Source organism: Flavobacterium sp., assembly GCF_027484705.1.
Lineage (GTDB): Bacteria > Bacteroidota > Bacteroidia > Flavobacteriales > Flavobacteriaceae > Flavobacterium.
In genome coordinates this window covers 106,215-130,965 of sequence record NZ_JAIXSL010000010.1, presented here as the reverse complement: position 1 = coordinate 130,965, position 24,751 = coordinate 106,215, and the positions used below count along the sequence as shown (strand labels likewise).

Genomic DNA, 24,751 nt, shown 5'->3' with positions numbered 1-24,751 from the left:
TTATTGCACAGAAAGTTAACAAAAGGTAAACTGGGAAATAAAGATTTTTTATCTAAAAATAAAGTGTACCTTTGCGCCCATTAAAAATCACAGATGGAATCTATTAGAAACATTGCAATTATTGCCCACGTCGACCACGGTAAAACAACTTTGGTGGATAAAATCATGTACCATTGTCAGCTATTTCGCGACAACGAAAACACAGGAGATTTGATCCTAGACAACAACGATCTCGAACGCGAAAGAGGAATTACGATTACTTCCAAAAACGTTTCCGTAGTCTATAAAGGAACCAAAATCAACATCATCGATACTCCGGGTCACGCCGATTTTGGGGGCGAAGTAGAGCGTGTGTTGAACATGGCTGATGGCGTTTGTTTGCTAGTAGATGCCTTTGAAGGGCCAATGCCACAAACCCGTTTCGTACTGCAAAAAGCACTTGACTTGGGTTTGAAGCCTTGCGTGGTTATTAATAAAGTAGATAAGGAAAACTGTACTCCGGAAGAAGTGCACGAAAAAGTATTCGACTTAATGTTCGAATTGGGTGCTGAAGAATGGCAACTCGATTTCCCAACAGTTTACGGTTCTGCCAAAAACAACTGGATGTCGGACGACTGGAAAAACCAAACCGAAAACATCGAACCTTTGTTGGACATGGTCATCAAAAACGTACCAGCGCCAAAAGTTTCTGAAGGAACACCACAAATGTTAATCACGTCTTTAGATTTCTCTTCGTTCACCGGTCGTATCGCGATTGGTCGTTTGGAAAGAGGCGAATTAAAAGAAGGTATGCCGATTTCTTTGGTAAAAAGAGATGGCAAAATCATAAAATCAAGAATTAAAGAATTACACACTTTTGAAGGTTTAGGCCGTAAAAAAGTAGAAAGCGTGATCGCCGGAGATATCTGTGCGATTGTAGGTGTTGAAGGTTTTGAAATTGGAGACACGATCGCCGACTTCGAAAACCCAGAAGCCTTACAAACCATCGCCATCGACGAACCAACGATGAGTATGTTGTTTACAATCAACGATTCGCCTTTCTTCGGAAAAGAAGGGAAATTTGTAACGTCTCGTCATATTAGAGATCGTCTGACCAAAGAGCTCGAGAAAAACCTCGCGATGAAATTGGGCGAAACCGATTCAGCCGATAAATTCATGGTATTCGGTCGTGGTGTTCTTCACTTGTCGGTACTTATTGAAACGATGAGAAGAGAAGGTTACGAATTACAAATCGGACAACCACAAGTAATCATCAAAGAAATTGACGGTAAAAAATGTGAGCCGATTGAAGAACTAACCATCGATTTACCAGAAAGCCTTTCAGGCCGTGCCGTAGAATTCGTGTCAATCCGTAAAGGAGAAATGCTCAGCATGGAAGCCAAAGGAGAACGTATGATCGTCAAATTCAACATTCCGTCACGCGGAATTATCGGTTTGAGAAATCAACTTTTGACTGCAACTGCTGGAGAAGCGATCATGTCGCACCGTTACATCGGTTACGAACCTTACAAAGGTGAAATTCCTGGAAGAAACAACGGTTCGTTAATCTCTATGGAAAACGGAAAAGCAATCCCATATTCTATCGATAAATTACAAGATCGTGGTAAATTCTTCGTGAATCCAAATGATGAAATCTACGAAGGACAAGTCATCGGAGAAAATTCCCGCAGCGACGATATGAGCATCAACGTGACGAAAGCCAAAAAACAATCGAATGTACGTTCGTCAGGAAATGATGAAAAAGCCAGAATCATCCCGCCAATCATTTTCTCTTTGGAAGAAGCTTTAGAATACATTCAAAAAGACGAATATGTTGAGGTGACACCAAAATCGATTCGTTTGAGAAAAATCTATTTGACAGAGAACGACAGAAAACGTTTCAAAATCTAATTTGAAAGTTATATTGATAAGGAAACCCATTCGAAAGAGTGGGTTTTTTGTTTTTAGAAGCTGTTCCGGCTGTTCATGATATCTTTGCTTGCGAACCCCGCAAACAAAGGATGCTATTACCATCCGGGCTGGGGTTTAGTTAAATAAAGACATTATGTTTTCAAATAAGCTAAAATAATACCTGAAGTCCACTGGACTTCCTCCTCTTAATATCAAATTATCAGGGTTAGGGCATTCGCATTCAAAAGTTGCTTTAAGACGAAAAGAAACTATCGATAAACCATTTTTTTTTGCGAGACGACAACGGAATTTCATCACGGTTCGTCATGATGATCAAGTCCGATTTATCGATGCGGTTCACTTCATTCAGATTCACGATATAACTCTGATGGCAACGTGCAAACTGATTTTCCGGCAACAAAGAATCGTATTCTTTTAGCGGTTTTGACACCATGATTTTGCTGCCGTCCTTGAGGTGGAACTGCGTATAGGAACCTTCGCCATGACAATACAAAATCGTTTCCATTCGAAGGATATGCAATCCTTCCTGCGTGCGGAGCAATAATTTATTGGCGTTTTCACTCAGCATTGCAGCGGTTTCTGAAAACGGTTCGGCATATTGGCTTTGCTGAAAAACTTTCCGGATGGCTTTTTCGAGTTCTTCTTCATCAATCGGTTTTAAGAGATAGTCCAGCGCACCCAATCGGATCGCTTTGATGGCATATTCATCGTAAGCAGTGATGAAAATGACTTTGGGCTTGGTCATGAGTTTTTCGAGTAAAGTAAAACCACTGCCATCCCTGAGCTGAATGTCTAATAAAATCAAATCAGGTTGTGTGGCTTCGGCGAGAATGACGCCTTCGTGCACCGAACCCGCTTCGCCGATAAAATTGACTGCGTCTATGTTTTTGACCATGTTGACGATCATTTTCCGGATCAAATCTTCATCTTCTATGACGATGGTTCTTAGCATAATTTCGGGTTAAAAGGTTTGGACATAAGGCAATCTCAGCAAGACAACGGTTCCTGATGGCGCGTCAGGATTGTCTTTTATTTCGAGAAAATCGATTTTGTTTTTTGTATGAACAAGCGATTTCAAACGCTCCATCGTGATGGTCGTAGAAAGCGAAGTTTTGGTTTTATCAGTATTGTTTTTAGAAGCTTCTATTCCAGAACCATTGTCGGCAATCGTAAAACTAACGTAATCCGAATGCTTTTCGAAAGTTATTGTTAATTCGCCCTGATAATCAAGATTGGCAAAACCGTGATAAATCGCATTCTCAACAAACGGCTGAATCATCAGCGGCGGAATTGACACACTTCCTACAGCTTCCAGATTGCCGGAAATGGTATAGTTGAAATGATTGCTGAAACGCAAGCTTTGCAATTCCAGATAATTTTCAACCGATTCGATTTCGGATTTGAAAGGCACAAATTTCATGCGGCTGTGTTCCAAACTCAAACGCAAGAGCTGCGCAAACTTCGACAAATATTTCACCGCGAGCTGGTTCTGTTTTTCATAAATCAAACCCTGCAACGACGACAAAGCATTGAACACAAAATGCGGTTCCATCTGGCTTCTGAGCAAAGTGTCTTCCATAATCAGCAGCTGTTTTTCTACTTTCAGGTTTTTATTGCGCTGCTGAAGATATAAGGATAGTCCAATCGCCACGATGAGCAGCAAAGCCAGCACGATAATGAGTATCGCAATATTTTTTTGCGACAATTGATTTTCTGCCAATTGGTTCTTTTGATTCAAAAGATTGATGTGGTCTTCCTTGGCTTTCAAATCATATTTTTTGATAAAATCTTCTGTAGTGGCCTGCTGCTCATCCCTCGTAAACGCATCAAGTTCTTCACCGTAAAGATCAAAGTAAAAAGCTACTTTTTTAAAATCTCTTGTTTGGGTGTAATATTTTACTAAGCGCTCCAAAGTTTGAATTCTATCATAGTCTAAAAGATGATTGTTCAAATATTCTTTTTCCAGAAAGACCACTAACGGTTTGGCAAGTGCCAGTTCGTGAAGCTCCAAATACACTAACGAAAGATTGATCGCTTTATCGGTTTCAGAAGTTTCAGGATCAGCCTCGTGTTCTTTTTTGAAATAAAACAGTGTTTGGTTGAGGTCCTTTTTAGCATGATACACCGAAGCAAAATGATTGTAAACCAAGGGTAATAAGTCTTTTCTTTTGGTCAAAGCCAGGCTTTCCGCTTTCTTAATATGAAACAAAGCAAGGTCATACTTTTTGGTGTCTGTATACACTAGCGCTAAGTCTGAATTGGCCGTAATGATTCTTTCGTAATCATGGTATTTTTCCGCTAGCTCAATGGTTTTATGAATATACTTTGTTGCTGTTTTATAATCATTCAAAATCCGATTTACAGCACCATAACCTTCAAAAGCCGCCAATGAATATTTTTGACTGGTGGTATCGGTTGTAAAGTACTTTTCGCCAAAATAAACCGCTTGTTTATAATATTGTTTTGCGGTATTATAATTACCGGCAGTGTATTCTAAATAACCTTGAATGCTAATACCGTCAATGAGCATCAGATAATTATCACTTTCGTATTGTGACAGCGTTGGCATACTCTTTTTTAGATAGCATGCTGCTAACGAATCATTCCCTTTCTCATAATTATATTTTGCTTGGTAGTAATATAATTTGGCGTTTATGAGTGGATCCGCATTGCCTTTGTATTGATATAAAAGTGATGCTACCTTTTTATGATAGTATGCTGTACTACATTTTCCTTTATGAAAAAACAGCCGGTTCAAATCGTCATTTTTTTTGTTATTCAAAACAACGGTATTATTCTGACAACTGATGAAGGAGCATGTTAAAACAATAAATATAAATAGTCTTAAACTCATTTTTATTTTGATTGACAGACAAATATATCTACGATTTTATTCATTTGCTAATTTGCGCATTTTAGGTGTCCTACGAGTCATTTTTTGAAAACGCCTTAATCTTGGCGAACGCTTTTAAAATAAAAGAAATAGCAGAACACTAAGAAATGTTTACAAAAGGGTTCAGGTATATTTTTCTTGCAGTTACCATTGATTTTGCCGCACATTTAAAGTAATCGGCTACGCATTTCAAGTCGATAAGTTTACGCTGTATTTGTTCTTTAATTTTAGGGTCAAATGTTTAATGAATTAGGATAAAAAATGACTAAATAAACACTAAAATGAAAAAAAAATACAATTTACAAAAGTCAAGTAGCAGCAGGCCAAAATTTGAATTTCGAGTTTTGTGGGCGCTCATATTATTTTTAAACGTGTCGCTTTATGCCCAAACGCCATGCGGAGGTCCGACGAATCGTGCGATTCAGTCTTTGTCTTCGAATAGCGCAACAATCACCTGGACCTCACCAAGTCCGGGACCATGGTATGGTTATGAGTATTATCTAACGGGTAGTGTATTTCCGCCAAGTGCAAGCACGACACCGACTGGATCTGTCAATGGCAATTCGGTCACATTGCCCGGGCTCCAATCCAATGTGACTTATTTTTTCTATGTTCGTTCAAAATGCGGCACGGTCACCGGAAATTTATACAGTCAATGGGGAAGTTCTGTGACTTTTAGAACGCTAAGTCCCGGAACCGGTTGTCCGGTAGCGCCATACGGATTGTATCCGGCCACTGCGTTTACACCACTTTATACAGGGAATCCGGAAATCATCAACTCGGATGCCTTTGCCGGCGAATATTCTAAAGTCAATGTGCTTGCCAATCGAGAATATGTTTTTTCAACCTCGGCTACTTTTGACTATATTACGATTACCAATCAATCCTTAAATACGATATTAGCGTATGGCCCCACGCCACTAACATGGAATTCAAACGGATACAATGGTGAAATCAGGTATTATATTTCTTCGAATTCGTCGTGCGATACGCAGCAGATCAATCGTGTTCGCTCGATAACTGCGCGATTACCGGCGTCAGATTGTGGTGCTCCCGTTTCAATAGTTGCTTCATCCGTAGAAGCCAATCAAATCAATTTGAGTTGGACCGATAGTTCGCCATCGGTTGATGGGAATTATCAATATTATTACAGTACTAGTAGTGCTACGCCAAGCATCAACGCCGCTCCTAATGGAGGAACAAGTTTTACTTATACGACTATTACGGGTTTAACGGCAAACACGACTTACTATTACTGGCTAAGAAAGCAATGCGACGTAAATTTAAGTCAATGGACCTTTGGCGGTAGTTTTAGCACCTTACCTTCAAATCCTACGGGCTGTTTTGTTGCTATTTACGGACAAGACCCTGCTGCGACCTTTACGCCGAACTGCACAGGCACTCCGGAAGTCATTACGCCGCTTGGTCGTGCTGGCGAATTCTCCGTTGTTTCCATTTTGCCTAATCGAACTTATACTTTTTCAAGTTCCGTAGCCACAGATTATATCACCATTCAAGACGATATTACTGATTTTATTTATGCCAGCGGATTAACGCCTTTGGTTTGGTCCTCGGGAGCGAATACAACAGAGATCAAATACTATTTTCATACTTCTTCCAATTGTGGTTTTGATATCACCAGCAGGACGAGATCGATTTCTTGCACACCAACGCCGACCTGTTCCACCCCGAATTCGTTATCGGTCAATTCAGTGACGAGTTCCTCCGCTACTTTAGCCTGGATTGCGGCCAATCCGGCACCTAGCAATGGTTATCAGGTATATTACAGTACTAGTAGTATACAACCATCAACTACAACAGCACCCACTCAGTATTCGGCAGTTACGAGCATTGATGTAGCAGGGTTGAACAGCAACACGACCTATTATTTTTGGGTGCGTTCTAATTGCGGATCATTGCAGAGCCCTTGGGTTGGAGGATTTACTTTCATGACTACGGCCGTTGCGGTATGCAATGCGCCATCGAATGTGACCACTTCCAACATCAGTAGTAATGCGGCTCAGATCAATTGGCAGGCGTTGAGTACCACGCCAAGTTATGGCTATCAGTATTATTACAGTACCCTTAATACGGCTCCGATCAATGCGACTACTCCCTCAGGAAGTACGCTGAGCAACAACGTCAATATTAGCGGCTTGAGCGCTTCAACGACTTATTATGTTTGGGTGCGTTCGAGTTGTGAGACTTCCAACAGTGTTTGGATCTCGGGAGGAAGTTTTACTACGCTTGCGGCATCATGTACGCCTCCTTCTAGTCCGTCAAGTTCTAACATTGGCGACAATTCTGCAGACCTTTATTGGATTGCCGCGGTGCCTGCTCCTTCGCAATACGATGTTTATTTTGCGACTACAAGTACAGCTCCAACTGCATCTACAACTCCAGTAGGCAGTATCGCCCAAACTTCGGCATCATTAATCAACCTGACTGCGAACACCACTTACTATTTTTGGGTACGTTCCAATTGCGGGACTACCAAAAGTGCTTGGGTTTCGGGAGGCAGTTTCACTACAACTATTCAGGGCGAATGCACCGATGCCGTTTACGGACTTTATCCATCAACCACTTTCACACCTGCTTGTTCAGGAACTGCAGAAACCATTGTAACCGATGCTTATGCGGGAGAATATTCATTGGTCAACATACTGGCTGGCAAACAATACACTTTTACCAGTGCTGTAGCCACTGATCATATCACCATCACTAATGAAGCCGCAACCGTGGTTTACACGAGTGGCATTTCGCCTTTGGTTTGGTTATCAGGAACCAATGCTGGGGTCATTCGGTATTACTTTCATACCGATACTTCCTGTGGGAACGAACAACTGGAACGAACCCGATCCATCACTTGCAATGCTGCGACTACTACTTGTTCGGCGCCCACTAATTTGTTTGTGGATCAAATAGCACCCTTGACGGTAAGGTTAAATTGGACACCTTCCTTTTTACCTATTCAGGATTTTGATTATTTAGTAAGAGCCAATAACGTAGCGCCTACTGCGGTTTCTATTCCAAGTGGCACCCAAAGCGCTACTTCGATTTTGGTAGTACCACCCAATACACAACCAAATGCGACTTACTATTGGTGGGTTAGAAGCAATTGTGGCAGTACCAAAAGTACTTGGGCTGTTGGAGGTAGTTTCACGACGAGTAGTGTAACCAGTTGCAACCAAGCCACGTTCGGATTGTATCCGGATAATACTTTCGTGCCCAATTGCAACAACACCAATCAATTGATTGATGATTTCAACGGGGCTTCCCAATACGCCAATGTTGCCATTCAAAGCAATAAGCAATATACTTTCACAAGTTCCATTGCGACCGATTTCATCACTATTGCCAACGCTACCAATACGACGGTCTTAGCTAGCGGAGTAACGCCACTGGTCTGGTCTTCGGGAACCAATTCGGGAACCGTTCGTTTCTTTGCGCACAAAAATGCCACTTGCGGAACGGACAACAATTTCAGAAGCAAATCCGTCAAATGTACCACCGCACTTTCGGTAGATGAAAACCAGATTGAAGGTTTGCAGGTTTTTCCAAATCCAACATCTTCGCTGTTAAACATTACCAACACTGAAGTAATTAAAAGCATAGAAATTACCAATATCGTTGGGCAACATATACAACAACGAACGATTAATTCCACCGATGCCATCATCGATATGTCAGGCTATACTGCAGGAATCTATTTGGTCAAAGTTTTTGTGGGCCATTCCAATGAAACTTTTAAAATCATTAAGAACTAGAAACTTTCATCATGTAAACAAGAAACCCATTCGAAAGAGTGGGTTTTTTTATTTTCAGAAGCTATTCCGGCTGTCCATGATATCTTGGTTTGCGAACCCCGCAAACCAAGGATGCTATTACCATCCGGGCTAGGGCAGCGACTTCCCTAACAAAAACTGTAAAGGAATGTCCAGACGTTCTCTCCAAGATTGCTCCGAATGGTCTTTTCCAGAGAAGAATTGTGTCGACCAATTTTTAGATGCAAACCCTTTTGCCTTCATCACAACATCCACTTTCTCCTGCCATGGGCGATACAAACTATCTAAGGTTCTATCTCCGTGGTCAAAATAAATCTTGTGGCTTTTTGGATTGGGTAAGTGAACTTTCAAATAGGAAATAATCGAATCTGGAATCGGATTGTCATTGTTCTGGTATATTCCGGTCCAATGCGTAGAAAGACAACCAGCCCCGCCGAACACTTCCGGATATTCGCAAATAGCGTAAAACGAAAGCAATCCGCCCATGCTTGAACCCGCGATAAAAGTGTGTTTGCGACTGGTGAAAGTGGAGTAGGTTTTGTCAATATAGGGTTTGAGTTCGGTGACAATAAATTTTAGATAGTTATCGGAAATAGGATGGAACTCGCTGTCTATTTTTTTTCTTTTGATTAACACATCGGAGATGAATTTTTTCTGTTCGACGGAGAAAGTAGCATAAACCTTCTGCGGGAAATATTCCGGATGCCTTTTTTTATCATTATTCCAAATACCGACAACAATACACTTTTGAATTTGTTTTTCAGCAATCAATTTCCCGGCAATGGCATCCACTTGCCAGGCTTGTTTGTTCCAGGTGGTTTCAGGATCAAACAGCATTTGCCCGTCATGCATATACAAAACCGCATATTTGTTGTTTTCAGAATAACCGTCGGGCAGCCAAACATCCACATTTCGGGCATCCACAAATTGCGATTTGAAATTCGCGAAACGCACTACTTTACCGGTAGTCACTTTCACTTCTTGTGCATTGATGGATGTAAAGGTCATGAGCAATAAGGCGAAATATTTTTTCATAAAAACTAACCTATCGCGTTAAACTGAAATGGCCTCGGAACACCCGTTGATCTTCAAGCACAATCTCATACCAATAATCTTCCGAAGGCAATTGACGCCCGTGATAAGTTCCGTCCCAACCATTGTCAGCGCCGAAAAATTCTTTGATGAATTTTCCGTTGCGGTCAAATATGCGTATTCTGGCATTCTTATTAAAATTGTCGCTGCTGCCTCTCAGGTTCCAAGTATCGTTGATGCCATTGCCATCGGGCGTGAAGAAGGTTGGAATGCCCAACACATAAATTTCTATAGGTCCGACAACGCCACAACCGTTAATGTCTTTTACGTATACCTGATGGATTCCCGAAGGCACATCCGCAAACAGATTCGAGCCTTGAAAATTTTCCGGATCATCAAGGCTATACACCAAAATCCCACTACCGCTAGCGATAATCTCCACGGAATTGGAATCCGTCAAATCAATAATATTAATAGCGTCAATATGGGCGATATCTGAAGCGACTACATCGATGATTCGTGTTTTCATACAACCTAAAACCGTTGTGACGTCTACGGTATAGGTTCCGGCAACATTCACATCGAGGGTATAGTTTGTAGCTCCGGGAATGAGCGCTCCATTAAGATACCATTGGAAAGTATAATTGGAAATCGAACTTCCATCTACTATGGCCGCATTGATTTCCGTATAAAAGGCAGGATTATTCGAACAAATGAGGTCGCGCCCGATTAGTTTTATTTTAGGCGTCGCTTTGACTACAAAAGGAAGCACAAGGCTCGCCGGACAGGTTTTGTTGATCGGATTTTCGACTACCGCGGTCACATTTTGTGAATTCGTGATGAAAGGATTTGGCAACGGGCTTTGCAGAGGTTGTCCGCTTCCGTTAAAATATTTGACTGCCATACCCGTCTGGCCATTGAGGATTTGCGATTCGATGGTAGCTGTATCAAAACCGTACATGCCATCCTGCAAAACCGGATCGGCTTCGTCGTCACAAACTGAAAATAAACTCGTGTTTACAGGGAAAGCCTGCGGCAAATCGTCAACAATGAACTGTAGGGTTTCCTCGTCAAAGCAAGGGCCGTTGGGATCAAAAGTTGAGGCGTTAGAAACCTTAACCGTGATGGTTTTGGTAGTATTAACAACGAAAGGATTTGGCAATGGGCTAGGCAATGGGCTTCCGGCGTCATCGAAATAGGTCACCACCACATTGGTTTGTCCGTCCAAAATTACGGCTTCGAGTATCGAGGTGTCAAACGCAAAAATACCGTCATGATCGTCATCGCATTTTCTGATGATATTATCGTCGTTGTAGGGATGGGCAATCGGAAGCGCCTCAACATATAAATTCACAAACGGCCCAAGCCCGTAGCAGGCGTTATCTCCTATACTTTCAATACGCACCCAAATCTGCTGCTGACTCGGATAATCGATGTTCCTGTAATGATAGATATTTTCTGCACTCGAAGGGTTTTGGGATATTTCTAGATTGTTGCCTAAAGCATCTACTTCCATGGCGGCGTCCTGATAGTTTTTATAATACTTGACCCTGTAACCCGTAGCAGCAGGAAGTATCGCAATGATATCGGCGGTGACACTGCTGAAATTGAAAGTAGCAATGCCATCATGGTCATCGTTGTTGGCATTGTTGTTTCCGAACCGATCCAAATAATCATCGCATTTGTAAAATTTTCGGTTAAAATTCGACGGTACCTGAGTGGAAGAAACGGAAACAAGAAGTTCCGCCACATTGAAACAGCCATGAAGCTGATCAACAACTCTTACCCAAATTACAGTCGAATTGGTAAAATAACCTAGAGGATTGTTGATGAAATCCGGACTCGTTTCATCTCCGGCATTGGCAGCGCTATAGGATTTGTAATAAGTAAAAACACGATTGGCTACATTGGCGATGGCACTTTCTTTTTCCCTTAAATTGACTCTCGTAAAACCATCATTATTGTCGTCGCATTGCACCAAAGTAGTAGGAGAAGCCACCACAGGAAGCGGATACAAAGAAAGCGTCACATCGGCAGAAATCAAATTACAGCTGTTGCCATTTTTTTGAAGGATGACCCGGTATTTGTTGCCATTCCAGCTGGCCGGTGCCGCTATAACCTGCAGTTCATGCGTGTTGCTTTGGGCGTAATTGGCATTGTCGACAATGTTGGTCCATCCGCTAGTGGTCAGTATTTGCCACTGATAAGAATCCACCTGTGTACTTTCAATGACAATGGACGAACTTTGCAAAGTACAGAATGTCGCTACGGCTGGCTGAGCAGTAATGGTTATTGGCGCACTGGTGATGTAGTTATTATTAGGCAACACAGTATAACCTATAGCAGAAGTCACCAAACCTTTCGTATTGGTGACCGCTGGAGTATTGCCTAAAACGCCATCGCCATTGGGGTCTAAGTAACCCGCTTCGATGACATCGTTACAGCCGTCTGCATCGCTGTCTAAAGCGAGGTAGTTTCTAATACCATCTGCATTAGTATCGGTGATGGAATAATTTAAAGTTCCTGAATTCGGTGCCGTTTCAAGCGCATTGTTCAATCCGTTGGCTCCGAACGATGACGGAAGGCCGTCGATAATTCCATCCACATTGGCATCACTACTTGTATTCCCAGATTCTGTTAGATCGAATATTCCGTCATTATCACTGTCCAGATCTAAGAAATTGGATACACCATCACCATCGAAATCGGCTATCGTTATTCCGCTCCCGAAAGCATCATCCATTCCGTCTTGGTTGGCGTCGGTATTTGAAAGTATGATGGTGTTGTTTCCAATAGCTTCGACTTGATCCGGAATACCGTCGTTGTCGCTGTCGAGATCAAAAGCATCCGCAACGCCATCGAGGTCGGAATCTTTTGAAACGCAAGTCTCTACAATCCTGAAGGTAGCATTATTGTCTGTGGCATCGGATAAATTCGTGTGTGTGAATGTAATGTTAGAGGTCGCTGCTGATTTGAATCGGAAGGTTCCCGCACCGGGTACTAAAGGTATCGCACTGTTCATCCTGAAACGGATTTCATAAGATGAATAACTCGTGACGCCACTTTCATAGATATCATCATAATTCGTATCGACTAACAATTGGTCATTCGGATTGAGCAACGTGATCGTTTTATTGATGTCGGAAGTGACTATGAATTCTGCATTCGAGTTTGGTAAATCAGATGCCAGCGCAGTATTTACATATTCTAAAGAGATATTCGTAGGTACTGAAAATGTTTTTTGAAAAGTAACTGCGTTATTCTTGCCGATAGGCGTCCGTGTAATGAAATTGCCATTGCTCGCGCCTGAAAAAGGAACGGGTTGTGGCGATACACTGCCGGATGTAGTAACGGTAATGGAAGTTGCATTTGATAAATCTATGGGTTGATCTCCTAAGGATTCATTACAATTCGAGATGCCGTCATTATCAAAATCCGTATCAACGTTGTCGTTGGCGAGGTCATTGTCGGAGTTGGTTGGACAGGAACTGATTGGGATTTCATCGGAGGAAATATTATTAGTCCCGCAATTGGAAATGGCTGCTTTGACAAAATATTTACCGGGTTGTAACGGATTGTAAAAATTCTGATTGGCTCCGGCTATAGGATTTCCGTTGAAATACCATTGAAATAAATCGAAAGAACTCAACGAACTGACTCTGAGTTCCGCATTCGGAATACAATTGTTTTGCGTGACATTGAGCAGGTTGAACGTGATTTCAGGTTTGAATATAAAGCCGGAATAAAACCCACCAAAAGTCGCAGCTCCGTCAGTAGCATAAGCCGCTAAGTAAAGTTCCCCCGTAGAATAAGCGCTCACATTTCCCGACAATCCTGTAATGACATAAGTATCATAATTCTGTAAGGCTGTAGGAACAATCGTAGGGCCAATGACAATTACACCCGGAATCGAATTAAGTGCGGCCAAAGTGTATGGAACACCATTAATTTCAAAATTGACCGTAGCCCCGGATTCCGTAATCATTGTGACACGTCCTATCGAATAAGTCCTGCTACCGATTTTATTGATCAACGGAATATTATCGATGATTCTTGGCGTTTCACAACTCAGTGGCGGAACAAAGAAAAGTTCCTGGTTGGCGTAATCAACTCTGCTGTCGTCGCCTATGGTCTGGTAGGCAAATACGTTTTCGGTAGTTTCTACGTATAGATTGCCCTGCGCATTAAAACGGCTGCCATCGAGCGCTAGGTATTGACCGGCATTCAGTAAATAATCGTAAGCTCCTGTGTTGCCGTTGAGGCGGACTTCGGTTCCGTTGGTATGCCCTACAAGTAGTACTTTTTCGACAACATTGGCACCGGTACTTTTGATGAAAATATAATTCTTTCCGGTTTTTTCCACAGAAACAATCTGATCGAACCCTAAGTCAAGATTGTTATCGGCATTAGTTCCTGCGAAAGAGCCGCAATTGACGGCAATGGGTTTGTCTGATTTTATTAATGCCCCTATAAGTCCATCTCTGTTGGGAACCAGTTGATCCGGATCGAACGGACTATTTGGGCCTTCGACGGCCATCACAAAACTCTGGCCGCTATTTAAATTGATGGATGATGGGGTATTGCCGGCAACAGCATTGTTGATTAAAATCACACCGGGTTTGATAGCACTGAAATCAACCCTTGTATTGTTTTCCGTAGCCAAAATGGACACAAAAGTATAATGCCTTAAACCGAAAGAAAGTCCCACATCGGTATTGAGCAACGACCCAATCCTGAATTCCGTTCCCAAGGCTGCCAATCCTTTGGAAATTACCGCTCCAGACTGGTTGCCGTTCCCTGCTATGACACGCACCGATACGTAGACTAAATCATCGGCATCAATCATATATCCTTTGTTGGAAAGTATAGCATTGACATCGGTTTTTTCAACCATCAGTTGGGTGCTGGTGCCAAATCCGCAATCAAAAACATAAGGCGTGCTTTTAGAAACCGTCGCATTGATGATGGCACCCCCAAGTTGTATAATCCTGAAGTTTACCGGAGTAACCGTTGGGGTAGAAATGTAAAGGTATTGTTCCTGCGCGCTGCCTGAACTATCGTTGGTTCCCGATAATGGCGGAATGTAATGAATCTTACTAAATTGGGCGAAACAACCCATAGTAAAAAGTAGAAAAAATAGTAGGTATTGTTTTTTCATTCGATAAAATTAGCAAATAAAATACAATTATTATCGTTTGAGTGAAAAATGCCCTTTGATGGTTCTGTTGTTTTCGAGTTCAAGCACAAACCAGTAATCATCGGCAGGCAGTCGCATTTCGTTGAAGGTTCCGTCCCAGCCTTTTTCCAGGGCATCGAACTGTTTCAAAAGTTTGCCATAACGGTCGAAAACCCGTACCGTAGCCATCGTATGGGAATCCAGATTTTTGATTTGCCATAAGTCATTGTAACCGTCATCATTTGGGGTGAAATACTGCGGATAATTCAAGACGTAAATTTTATAGAAATCTTCACCACAAAGCGGATGCTTAACGTGCACCATATACTCACCTGAGCGCACGTTGGCAAAAAACGGACTGCTTTGAAAATGGACGCTGTCCAAAGAATATTCATAATCTCCCGAACCAGTCACATTAACAAAAACGGAATTGGTGTCACCCTGAAAGTCATTCACATCAACACTCGTAATAATGGGCGTCTGAGAAGCCGTAACGGTATATTGTTTCGTAGCCTCGCAACCATCGCGATTGGTCACGGTTACGGTGTATAATCCTGCCGTACTGAAGGTCGTGGCATTGTCAAGATCGCCATTGCTCCAGAGGTAGGAATAAAAGTTGGTGGCAATCGATACCGGATAAGGAACACCGTCGCAGATAAACACTTCTTCGTCTCCGAAATTAGGTGGCGTATTGCTGTTGACATACAAATCTACCGTCTTGATGCCGTAACAATCGCTGCCGTTTAAAATCTTGGCATAAATTCTATCAACGTATTGTGTGTTGTTGGTGTAATTAGCCGGCAAAATATTGGTTTGCAAAAGCGCATCGTTATATGTAGGATAGTAGTTGACGATAAGTCCGGCAGGCAATCCGTTGAGTACTTTAGTATCAACATCGCTCAACGGGAAAGCATAGTAACCATCTATGACGGAATCCAGATCGCAACTTTCATAATCTACCACAAAAGGAAAAGTATTATTGGAAATTTGAAGCACTACATTCGCAACACCATAACAGCCTGAAGCATTAGCGGACGTAGCATAAATTGTTTTTGCAGTGCTGAGGTATGAAGTTGTGTTGGATATCGCGTTGGCCGTAATCTGGTTCTGTGCATCAGGTAAATTCTCGTAATAAGTTACGGCGCTAAAAGTACTGTCGTTATTGGTAATGATGCCATCGACTTTGGTTAGGTTGAACAAAGTGGTCCCGTCGTTATCTTCATCGCATTGCACGATCGTCGTGTTGGTCAGTGTTGGTGTCGGGATATATTCGATGGTGACTTCGCCCGTGGCGATACAGGTAGTGGTGCCGAGTGTGATTTCCACGGAGTAAGTTCCGGCGTCGTTGACATCATAGGTTGGATTGGTTTCGCCCGAAAGTGGACTTCCGTTCTTAAACCATTGATAGGAATTCGTGCCCGCTTCCGTTGCATCAAGCGGGTAGCGTTTTCCCTGACAAATCGCATTGTTGGTAGCAGCCAATCGGTCCGAACCCAAATCGGTTCCTACATTGAAGCTTCCGCCTCCGAGAAATATCGCGGAATCATATCGTATGTTCTCATGATCGGCAATCACCAATTTGATATGGTATGTCACACCGGGAATGACGGTCGCTTTTGCAGTCATCACTGTGGTCTGCCCGTTGAGGTTGATGGGTGCGTTATTGCCATTGAAACCACCAAAATATGCATCGTTAATGGCAGGGCAACCTGAAATTGTTGGATGCACAGTAGTCACAAGAACCGGTGTCGTAGTATTTGGAATTAAAGCCAAATTTTGATAAGTATCAGTAGTATTGGCTTTTTTCAACAGGAAGGCGAATCCGTCGGAATATCTGCAAGGTGCGTTTCCTTGATATTCTTCAGAAGCAAAGATATAATCGAAACTGATAGCACTCGTAAGTGGTGTAAAATCAAACTCTAATACCGTAGCGTTGTATGTATTGCTGATTCCTAATGCTTGCTCCAAATCAGAATCACCAACCCATGCCGAACTTCCTTCATCGATAAGATTGTTGTTTGGGCCTTCGGTTCTTTTGGCGCGCGAAGTGCTCAATACGATGCCTTGCGCGAACGGGAAAGTACTGCTGCTTCCATTGAAATAGCCATAGCTTTGTTCGCCAGGACTGAACGGATCGCCGCTGACACTGAAGTTCGAAACATTCGCGCACGGACTATTGATCAGCACATTTTCGACGAGCCGTTGTGCGGTATAAGTATCATCAACCTGAATGTATTGGGCTAGCAATACTGTAGGGAAACAACAACAAATTAAGGTAATAAGAAGTTTCTTCATCCGATTCATAGCATCGGCAAAGATACTATAAATCTCTTTTTTTGAGCAAATTGTAAGACATTAACATAAAAATAAATGTCCAGACCAAAACAATCAAAATTCCGAACCAATGTACGCTATAATCCTTGATATTGTTGATGCCAATCTGCGTCCCGATGGATTTGACCAACGACAATCTGGTGAACGGCTCAATAATCAGGTTTGACATCGCTTCGAGCGGGAAAAATTGCGTGATGTATACATCGTTGTTATTGTTCGGAAATATTTTGAAGGTCAGAATGCCTTTCGCGATGCCTTCCAGAATGTTCCAGACCAACAAGAAACCGATGGCGAACGCGGAACGTTTGACCAAAATCCCCAAGAACAAACAGAACGAGAAGAACCCGACGAGTTTTACAAAATAGGCTACGAGATAATCCATTTCGGAAAAGATGATTGATGGTTCGGTATATGACGAAAAGCTCAACCCGAGAATCAGCGACATCACAAACACAAAAATGGTTGATACTGCAGCAAAAACTACAACAGTAAGGAACTTTGAGGCGATGAATTCTTTCTTACTCAATCCGTCAATCAAATTTTGTTTCAGCGTGCCATAGCTGTATTCATTGGCCATCATCGATACGATGACAATGGCAAGGAAAAACTTCAGAATCGCTGCGATATAAGTGTTGAAATGCCAAATGAACGGGAAATTAAAAATCCCCATTTCAGCCAGATGGAACTGGAACGCGCCCAAATCAAACTTGATCGAAGCCACGAGCGCAATAAACGTCAGCAATATAAAATAAGACAAAGTCAAAATCCGGCTGGCTTTGTTCTTCCAGATTTTTTGTAATTCTATGGCGAGTAATCTTTTCATGGCGGTTTAGGATTTGTTGGTCAGCGCCAGGAATTGTTCTTCGAGGCTGTGTTTGCGTTTCACGAGATGGTTCAGTACGATTTTTTCCTCAAACAGGATGCGGTTCAGTTCTTTGGCTTCCAGCGGCTGTTTGAGATAGGCGAGAATTTTTCCATTTTCTTCGGTGCATTTTTCAATCGCGGGAATTGATAATAACGCAGATTTCAATTGCGCCAAATCATCGCTTTGCAATTCAAAAAAACCTTCGTTAGAAGACATACCGTCGACGCGGCCGGAGTAAAGAACTTCGCCTTTACGCAATACGAGAACGTGCGTGCAGACTTTCTCGACTTCATCAAGAAGGTGCGAAGCCAATAAAATAGTGGTTCCTTGTGCTGCAATCAGTTTGATGATGTCGCGGATCTGATGGATGCCTTGCGGATCAAGACCGTTAGTGGGTTCGTCAAGAATTAAGATTTCAGGATCGTTCAATAGGGCAGAAGCAATCGCCAAACGCTGTTTCATCCCAAGCGAAAAAGTACTGAACTTGCTGTTTTCACGATCTAACAAGCCCACCAATTCGAGCTTTTCATGCACTTTGGTATACGGAATACCTTTAATTTTACAGACCAGTTCGAGGTTTTCGCGCGCGGTCATATAAGGATAAAAGTTCGGGCGTTCTATGATGGCGCCGACTTTCTTCAAAGCTTCATGGGTTTGCATTGTGCCTCCAAACCACGAATAATTTCCTGATGTTTTGTTGACGACGTTTAAGACAATACCCAAAGTCGTTGATTTTCCGGAGCCGTTAGGGCCTAGAATTCCGTAGACATTGCCTTTTTGTATTTCGAGGGAAACGTTCTTCACGGCGTGGATCGGGCCGAAACGTTTGTTGAGGTTTTCAATGCTGAGGATGGTTTCCAAAGTGTTCGTTTTTGAGATTGCGTATTCGACGAACAAGTTATGGAAAAGTTACCAATTACGACATCAAATTATGATACCAAGTGATGCCTTCTTTGGTAGAAGTTGACCAGCGTTTCATTAATGTCTTTAAGCTCAGGCGTTAAATAGATTTTATGCCCTTTCTCGTCATTGGTCAGTTCGAGCTGGCAATGGCTGCATTTGTATTCCTTGAAATGGTCGGTCACATTACGCGAGGTATAAAACCTATGGCCAAAAAAGGCGCACCATACTTTTCCGACGGTCTGCAGGGGTTTGGTTTGGGATGCTTTCATAATCTGGGGTGCATTAAGAAATCAAACCTAGCTAAGTAGCTGGTAAAAAGCAAATTATATCGATGAAATGCTTTTTTTTAACGAAAGAGTAATTCAATACTTACAAAACACAAAAAATCCCCAACGGTTTTGCCTTTGAGGATTTAATTCATTGAAATAAAGCTTCTAGCTTTTCTGTTCTTTGTTGAAATACACCAGATAATAATACATCTGCTTTTCTTCATCCCAGCCTTTTTCGACATATTTCTCGGCGCTTTCGGGGTTGATGAAATCCATTTTGATTTGGATGTGCGTATCAAGATTGATGACGTTTTTAATCGATTTTCGCGCATCAGAAACCGCAGCATTCGCAATCGGGAATGTCGTCACGTCTTCGATGCTGTATTTTTCGCCTTTATCGACTTTGTAGTTTTTGAATTCCGGAATCAAATCAGGATTGTCTAGCACTTCATTGAGGAAATTCGTTTCTTCGAACTGATCATTTTTCGCAAAATAATTCACCGAACGGTTCATAAACATCACTTCTTCTTTCTTGTCCTCGGCAGGAAAAACAACGTCTTTGGCAAAACCTTGGCAGAACTTCAGGTATTTTTTGGTGATGAAATTCTCGTCCTCAAAAGCATCCACGGAAAGGAAATGTTCAAGCCAATATCTCGCATCATATCGGTTGGAATCCACGGTCAGAATTTTATAACCTTCTTCTTTTTTATAATTGAAAATCAGACAGCCTTTATCTAGTTTGTTAAGGTTGATGCCTTGCTGCAAAATCATTTCAAGCGTGTTGCCTTTTTCCTCAAACTGCATAAAATCAGCCTGTATTTCGCTTTTGAAAATTCCAATCGCATCCACGACATTGTTGTCGATGTTGAGGTTCGTCAGATAAGTCACATACACTTCACCATTCTTGATGTGCGGATGGTTCGACTGCTCAAACAAATGCTTGGTGATTTTTTTCGAAACTTCATGAATTGCACTAGGATTGTCGAAAACTTCCGATGCGAGTTTGTACATGTCATTGTAATCCAAATCAACTTCATGTGCAAACTGGAAATAGTTTTCCTCTTTTTCGCGAAAAGGCTTGAAGAAATATTCCTTGAGCAAAGGAACGACTTCATCATTGAGGTTGTAAGGCTGTTCCGAAAGGAAAATGGCTTCGTTGCGGCTTTTGTTTCCGACTCTGTGGATCGAAAGGTTTTCGATGTGGGTGTTGTATAAATTGATCATTTTTTATGAAAGGTTCTAAGGTTAAGGGCGCTCAGGCACTAAGGTTTTTAATTTCGTTCTTTAATTTTGTTTATGAATGAAACCAGCATCCGTTCTAATTCACGGCTGTCTTCATATAAGTTATTAAATTCGGTCTCTTTTAAATAAGTAATGTTTTTGGCAATCTCAAGTTGGGTTTGTAATTCAAAAAGAGAACTAATCGAAAAGTTTAAAAAACGCAAATATTCTTTATTGCTATCCCTTCCGTATCCTTCGGCAATATTACTTGGAATTGAAATTGATGCTCTTCTGATTTGTGAAGTTAATCCGAAAATTTCTTCTTTAGGAAATTGATTTGTTGATTGGTAAATGATTGTGGTCAGGCTCATGGCTTTTTGCCACACTAATAGATTTCTGTAATTGCTCATGGTTGTATGGATTAGACATCTCAAAGATACTCAAAAACCTCAGAACCTTAGCGACTTAGAACCTTAGTGACTTATGACTAATTCCAATTCTCCTCAAACCCATAATCCTCAAAGCTTTCGCCGCCTTCATTATCGTCAAACATATCCAGGTCGTCTTCGTCAAGATCGTCTTCAAATTCGCCGTAAATGTCATCGGTCATATCGGCTTCAAACGATTTGTCTGTCGCATCCAACGGCATGATTCCGTGCGAAAATAAAGTACTTGGGTAAGTTTCATTCACAGCAACTTCTTCGATTGCGGCCAATTCCACAAGGAACGTCCACATGTTAAGGAAATCGTAGACGTAAATGATTTTGGTGTGCTCTTTATCAAGAATCGAAGCGAGCGGATAGTCCGCCATGGTTTTCATTTCGCCGGCCACATCGCCTGTATCAAAAAGAGGAATTTCCTCATCCTGATTCCATTGGTTGTCGCAAGTGTAAAATGAAGCCAGTTCCATTCCGTCAAAATCAAAAGCATTTACAATCGCATTGTGCAAATCCTCTAAAGTATCGTCCTCAAGAATGGCAATGTCTCTAAAAATATCTTCTTCAGTGTCGAGAATTACTCTGAATTTATAAACCATAATGTCTTATTTTTTGAAAGGCCAAAGGTAAAATTTAATTTTACATTTAGATTTAGGATTTCGCATTTGTTGAAAAGATTTTAGCCACGGATTCACGAATTTTTTTGAAATAGCATTCAAACTTTTATTCGCAAATCCGTGGCTAAATTTTGATTCACCACTTCGGTCTAGGATTTCTTATTTTTTCTCGGAACAAAGTCCGACAATATCATGAAAAACATCGTGAAGATCCGACAATGCTTTTTTGATGTCGGCATCCGATGCTTTGGCTACGACCATTTTGTGCAAGGCTTTGGCTTTGAGTTGCAGTTTTTCAGCCGAAGCCAAAATAGCAGGAGTTTTGTAATCTGCGGGAATGTCCGATTTTAATACATCGACCGCTTTATTCATCAATTCTTCCGAACGGGTTTTGATGGGCTGCAAATTACCTTCTTCTGATGGATGGAACGTTTGCGACATGACTTCGTGGAATGTCTTGATGGCCGGCCATTTGTCCATAGTGGATTGTGCGCTTACGCTGTTGATCGCCAATACGAACAGTACGATGGCTAAAGATTTGATTTTCATTTTATCGTGTGTTTAGATTAATAATTTGATACACAAATATAATTTTTTCTTTCATTGGTTAAATCATAACGAAGAAAAAGGAACGCTGATGGTGCGGATTTTAAGGGTTTACGCCGATAAAATTTATTGTATCCGTGTAAATCTGCGTTATCCGTGTGGCCCACGTGCCATAATTATCGCAATGTCGCGCCCAGTTCCGCCGCTAAATTCTTCTGCAGTTTGCCCATCACTTTGTCAATCTGCTCGTCGGTCAGTGTCTTGGAGGTATCTTGTAATGTAAAGCTCACGGCGTATGATTTCTTGCCTTCAGGTAAATTATTTCCGGTATACACGTCGAACAATAAAATGTTCTTCAACAATGATTTCTCCGTTTGGCGCGCGATTTTATACACCGCATCGAATGCTACGTTTTCGTCCAGCAGCAAAGCCAAATCTCTTCTGACTTCTGGATATTTCGGAATGTCGGCAAATTTGATTTTATTCGAAACCTGTTTCAACACCAGATTCCAGTTGAAATCCGCAAACAAAACTTCCTGTTTGATGTCGAAATGTTTGAGGATCGATTTTTTGATTGTACCAAATTCGACTAAAATTTCCTCGCCAATTACCATCGCTACGCCTTCAGCGAAAACATCCGATTTTACGGGTTCGATTTTGATTTTTTCCAAACCAAGTCTTGCAACGATCGCATCGACATAACCTTTGAAAAAGAAAAAATCCGTCGGTTTTTGCGGGCTCGTCCAGTTTTCTGAAGTTCGGTTTCCCGAAAGGAATAACGTCAAGTGCTTCAATTCCTCGTAACCTGACTCGTATTTGTGGTAAGATTTTCCGAATTCGAATAATTTCAAATCTGAATTTCTACGGTTGATGTTGTATGAAATGGCCTCCAATCCTGAAAACAATAAAGATTGACGCATCGTCGACAAATCATTACTCAACGGATTCAACATCGTCACGTTGTGTTCTTCCTTGAGCATTTCAGAAAGCGCCACATATTCGGGCGAGGTCAACGAATTGGCCATCATTTCATGGAACCCATTCGAGTTCAATTGCGTCGCCACGATATTCTGCACTTTATAATCTTCCGTGCGCGCCGAATTCGAAACGGTCGCATTGAGTTTTTTCGTGAAGTTGATGTTATTGTAACCATACACGCGAAGGATTTCCTCAATCACATCGATTTCTCTCTGAACATCCACGCGATAAGCTGGAATCGTCAATCCCAAACCGGCATCAGTCACGCTGTTCACTTTAATATCAAGCGAAGCCAAAATCTTCTTGATGATTTCTTTGGACAATTCCTGCCCGACGAGTTTCGCGGTTTTGGCAAAATTCAAAAACACAGGAAAATCATCTATTTTCTTAGGATAAATATCGATGACGTCCGAAGTGATCTCGCCGCCGGCCACTTCCTGAATCAACAAAGCCGCACGTTTCAGCGCATATTCTGTAATAGTCGGGTCGATGCCTCTTTCAAAACGAAACGAAGCATCAGTGCTCAAACTATGTCTTTTCGCCGTTTTACGAATGCTCACAGGATTGAAATAAGCACTTTCCAAAAAGATGTTCGTGGTGTTTTCAGTGACTCCCGAATCTTTACCGCCAAAAACACCGGCAATGCACATTGGTCCTTTGTCGTCGCAAATCATCAGATCTTCTTCGTGCAAGGTTCTCTCGATATCGTCAAGCGTCGTGAATTTGGTTCCGCTTGGCAACGTTTTCACCACAATTTTCCCGTTGATTTTCGAAGCATCAAAAGCGTGTAAAGGCTGTCCGAGTTCGTGAAGCACATAATTCGTAACGTCAACAATATTGTTTTTCGGATTCAATCCGATTGATTTCAGACGGTTTTGCAACCATTCGGGAGAAGGTTTCACTTTGATTCCTGAAATCGTAACGCCGCAATAGCGCGGTGCTAATTTATTATTGTCAATTTTCACGTCAATTTTGAGCGTGCGTTTGTCGATTCTGAAATTGCTGACCGATGGCGTAATCAATTCCACATTCACACCGCTTTGGATTAATCCTGCGCGTAAATCCCTTGCGGTTCCTAAATGGCTCATGGCGTCGGCACGGTTTGGTGTCAGACCAATCTCGAATATTTCGTCGTTTTCTATTTTGAATACTTTGGCGACGGAAGTTCCGGGTTTCAGGTTCGCATCAAGAACCATAATGCCTTCGTGGCTTGTTCCCAAACCTAATTCGTCTTCAGCGCAGATCATCCCGTGGCTTTCCTCATCGCGGATTTTCCCTTTTTTGATCACGAATGAATTTCCGTCTTTGTCGTATAAAGTCGTTCCAATCGTAGCGACTGGTACTTTCTGTCCGGCGGCTACGTTACTAGCACCACAAACGATCTGCACCGGAGCGCCATCGCCCAAATCAACGGTCGTCACTTTCAAACGGTCGGCATTCGGATGCTGTACGCAAGTGAGTACGTGACCTACGACAATACCTTCTAAACCGCCTTTGACGGATTGATATTTTTCAACGACTTCCACCTCAAGACCCAAGTCGGTCAGCAAAGCGGCAGTTTCATCAGATTTCCAATCGATTTTGATAAATTGTTTTAACCAGTTGTACGAGATTTTCATAATGCTAAATAAGTCTTAAATGCGCGTGCAAATATAGGAATTGCGCGTGGGAACCCGAAACAATTTTTTTTGGTTTTTTAGGATTGAGAAAACCGGATTAATTTGGTTTCAAAAATAGGAATCCGTTAAATTAAAGCCATCAATTTTACGAATCAATTAAAAAAA

General features: G+C 41.9%; 15 protein-coding genes. 2 read left to right on the top strand and 13 right to left on the bottom strand.

The genetic code is table 11. The features are described from left to right. Nucleotides 1-93 precede the first annotated feature (93 nt). Nucleotides 94-1,890 (top strand): translational GTPase TypA, encoded by a 1,797-nt coding sequence (gene typA, locus Q0058_RS05775; RefSeq protein WP_298221815.1) that lies wholly within the window; start codon nt 94-96, stop codon nt 1,888-1,890. A gap of 253 nt (nt 1,891-2,143) precedes the next feature. Here the strand turns inward: typA and Q0058_RS05770 are convergent, their stop codons facing one another. Both Q0058_RS05770 and Q0058_RS05765 read right to left on the bottom strand, forming a co-directional pair. Next, complete coding sequence (locus Q0058_RS05770) at nt 2,144-2,863, bottom strand: LytTR family DNA-binding domain-containing protein (RefSeq protein ID WP_298221813.1); 720 nt, start codon at nt 2,861-2,863, stop codon at nt 2,144-2,146. A gap of 9 nt (nt 2,864-2,872) precedes the next feature. Next, the gene (locus Q0058_RS05765; protein WP_298221811.1) at nt 2,873-4,480 is read right to left on the bottom strand and encodes a histidine kinase; all 1,608 of its coding nucleotides are present in this window, start codon (nt 4,478-4,480) and stop codon (nt 2,873-2,875) included. Nucleotides 4,481-5,085: 605 nt separating this feature from the next. On the opposite strand from Q0058_RS05765, the gene Q0058_RS05760 reads away from it, so the two are divergent. Next, nucleotides 5,086-8,571, top strand: a complete 3,486-nt coding sequence (locus Q0058_RS05760) for a fibronectin type III domain-containing protein (protein ID WP_298221809.1) — start codon at nt 5,086-5,088, stop codon at nt 8,569-8,571. A 129-nt stretch (nt 8,572-8,700) separates the two neighbouring features. Here Q0058_RS05760 and Q0058_RS05755 read toward each other — a convergent pair whose 3' ends face one another. The 11 genes from Q0058_RS05755 to pheT all read right to left on the bottom strand — a co-directional run bounded on the left by Q0058_RS05755 (nt 8,701) and on the right by pheT (nt 24,586). Continuing rightward, nucleotides 8,701-9,624 (bottom strand): alpha/beta hydrolase-fold protein, encoded by a 924-nt coding sequence (locus tag Q0058_RS05755; protein ID WP_298221807.1) that lies wholly within the window; start codon nt 9,622-9,624, stop codon nt 8,701-8,703. 10 nt (nt 9,625-9,634) lie between these two features. Continuing rightward, nucleotides 9,635-14,779 (bottom strand): T9SS type B sorting domain-containing protein, encoded by a 5,145-nt coding sequence (locus Q0058_RS05750; protein ID WP_298221805.1) that lies wholly within the window; start codon nt 14,777-14,779, stop codon nt 9,635-9,637. Nucleotides 14,780-14,809: 30 nt separating this feature from the next. Continuing rightward, a complete protein-coding gene (locus tag Q0058_RS05745) occupies nt 14,810-17,092 on the bottom strand; it encodes a T9SS type B sorting domain-containing protein (protein WP_298221803.1) in 2,283 nt (760 codons plus the stop codon). A gap of 25 nt (nt 17,093-17,117) precedes the next feature. Next, nucleotides 17,118-17,954, bottom strand: coding sequence for an ABC transporter permease (locus tag Q0058_RS05740; RefSeq protein ID WP_298221801.1), 837 nt, complete (start codon nt 17,952-17,954; stop codon nt 17,118-17,120). A 6-nt stretch (nt 17,955-17,960) separates the two neighbouring features. Next, on the bottom strand, nt 17,961-18,857 hold the full coding sequence (locus Q0058_RS05735) for an ATP-binding cassette domain-containing protein (RefSeq protein ID WP_298221799.1): 897 nt from the start codon (nt 18,855-18,857) through the stop codon (nt 17,961-17,963). 68 nt (nt 18,858-18,925) lie between these two features. Next, entirely contained in the window at nt 18,926-19,168 is a 243-nt protein-coding gene (locus tag Q0058_RS05730) for a hypothetical protein (RefSeq protein WP_298221798.1), read from the bottom strand. A 165-nt stretch (nt 19,169-19,333) separates the two neighbouring features. Then, on the bottom strand, nt 19,334-20,392 hold the full coding sequence (locus tag Q0058_RS05725; RefSeq protein WP_298221797.1) for a nucleoid-associated protein: 1,059 nt from the start codon (nt 20,390-20,392) through the stop codon (nt 19,334-19,336). Between the two features lie 47 nt (nt 20,393-20,439). After that, on the bottom strand, nt 20,440-20,799 hold the full coding sequence (locus Q0058_RS05720) for a four helix bundle protein (RefSeq protein WP_298221795.1): 360 nt from the start codon (nt 20,797-20,799) through the stop codon (nt 20,440-20,442). A 77-nt stretch (nt 20,800-20,876) separates the two neighbouring features. After that, on the bottom strand, nt 20,877-21,425 hold the full coding sequence (locus Q0058_RS05715; RefSeq protein WP_298221794.1) for a hypothetical protein: 549 nt from the start codon (nt 21,423-21,425) through the stop codon (nt 20,877-20,879). Nucleotides 21,426-21,602: 177 nt separating this feature from the next. After that, a complete protein-coding gene (locus Q0058_RS05710) occupies nt 21,603-21,992 on the bottom strand; it encodes a hypothetical protein (protein ID WP_298221793.1) in 390 nt (129 codons plus the stop codon). Nucleotides 21,993-22,165: 173 nt separating this feature from the next. Further along, on the bottom strand, nt 22,166-24,586 hold the full coding sequence (gene pheT, locus Q0058_RS05705; protein ID WP_298221792.1) for a phenylalanine--tRNA ligase subunit beta: 2,421 nt from the start codon (nt 24,584-24,586) through the stop codon (nt 22,166-22,168). Nucleotides 24,587-24,751 lie beyond the last annotated feature (165 nt).

What these genes read in the sequence shown, in the direction of transcription:
- Q0058_RS05740 (WP_298221801.1), bottom strand. Translation starts at nt 17,954, where the DNA reads ATGAAAAGATTACTCGCCATAGAATTACAAAAAATCTGGAAGAACAAA.
- Q0058_RS05755 (WP_298221807.1), bottom strand. Translation starts at nt 9,624, where the DNA reads ATGAAAAAATATTTCGCCTTATTGCTCATGACCTTTACATCCATCAAT.
- Q0058_RS05725 (WP_298221797.1), bottom strand. Translation starts at nt 20,392, where the DNA reads ATGATCAATTTATACAACACCCACATCGAAAACCTTTCGATCCACAGA.
- Q0058_RS05750 (WP_298221805.1), bottom strand. Translation starts at nt 14,779, where the DNA reads ATGAAAAAACAATACCTACTATTTTTTCTACTTTTTACTATGGGTTGT.
- pheT (WP_298221792.1), bottom strand. Translation starts at nt 24,586, where the DNA reads ATGAAAATCTCGTACAACTGGTTAAAACAATTTATCAAAATCGATTGG.
- Q0058_RS05760 (WP_298221809.1), top strand. Translation starts at nt 5,086, where the DNA reads ATGAAAAAAAAATACAATTTACAAAAGTCAAGTAGCAGCAGGCCAAAA.
- Q0058_RS05730 (WP_298221798.1), bottom strand. Translation starts at nt 19,168, where the DNA reads ATGAAAGCATCCCAAACCAAACCCCTGCAGACCGTCGGAAAAGTATGG.
- Q0058_RS05770 (WP_298221813.1), bottom strand. Translation starts at nt 2,863, where the DNA reads ATGCTAAGAACCATCGTCATAGAAGATGAAGATTTGATCCGGAAAATG.
- Q0058_RS05720 (WP_298221795.1), bottom strand. Translation starts at nt 20,799, where the DNA reads ATGAGCAATTACAGAAATCTATTAGTGTGGCAAAAAGCCATGAGCCTG.
- Q0058_RS05765 (WP_298221811.1), bottom strand. Translation starts at nt 4,480, where the DNA reads ATGCCAACGCTGTCACAATACGAAAGTGATAATTATCTGATGCTCATT.
- typA (WP_298221815.1), top strand. Translation starts at nt 94, where the DNA reads ATGGAATCTATTAGAAACATTGCAATTATTGCCCACGTCGACCACGGT.
- Q0058_RS05715 (WP_298221794.1), bottom strand. Translation starts at nt 21,425, where the DNA reads ATGGTTTATAAATTCAGAGTAATTCTCGACACTGAAGAAGATATTTTT.
- Q0058_RS05710 (WP_298221793.1), bottom strand. Translation starts at nt 21,992, where the DNA reads ATGAAAATCAAATCTTTAGCCATCGTACTGTTCGTATTGGCGATCAAC.
- Q0058_RS05745 (WP_298221803.1), bottom strand. Translation starts at nt 17,092, where the DNA reads ATGAAGAAACTTCTTATTACCTTAATTTGTTGTTGTTTCCCTACAGTA.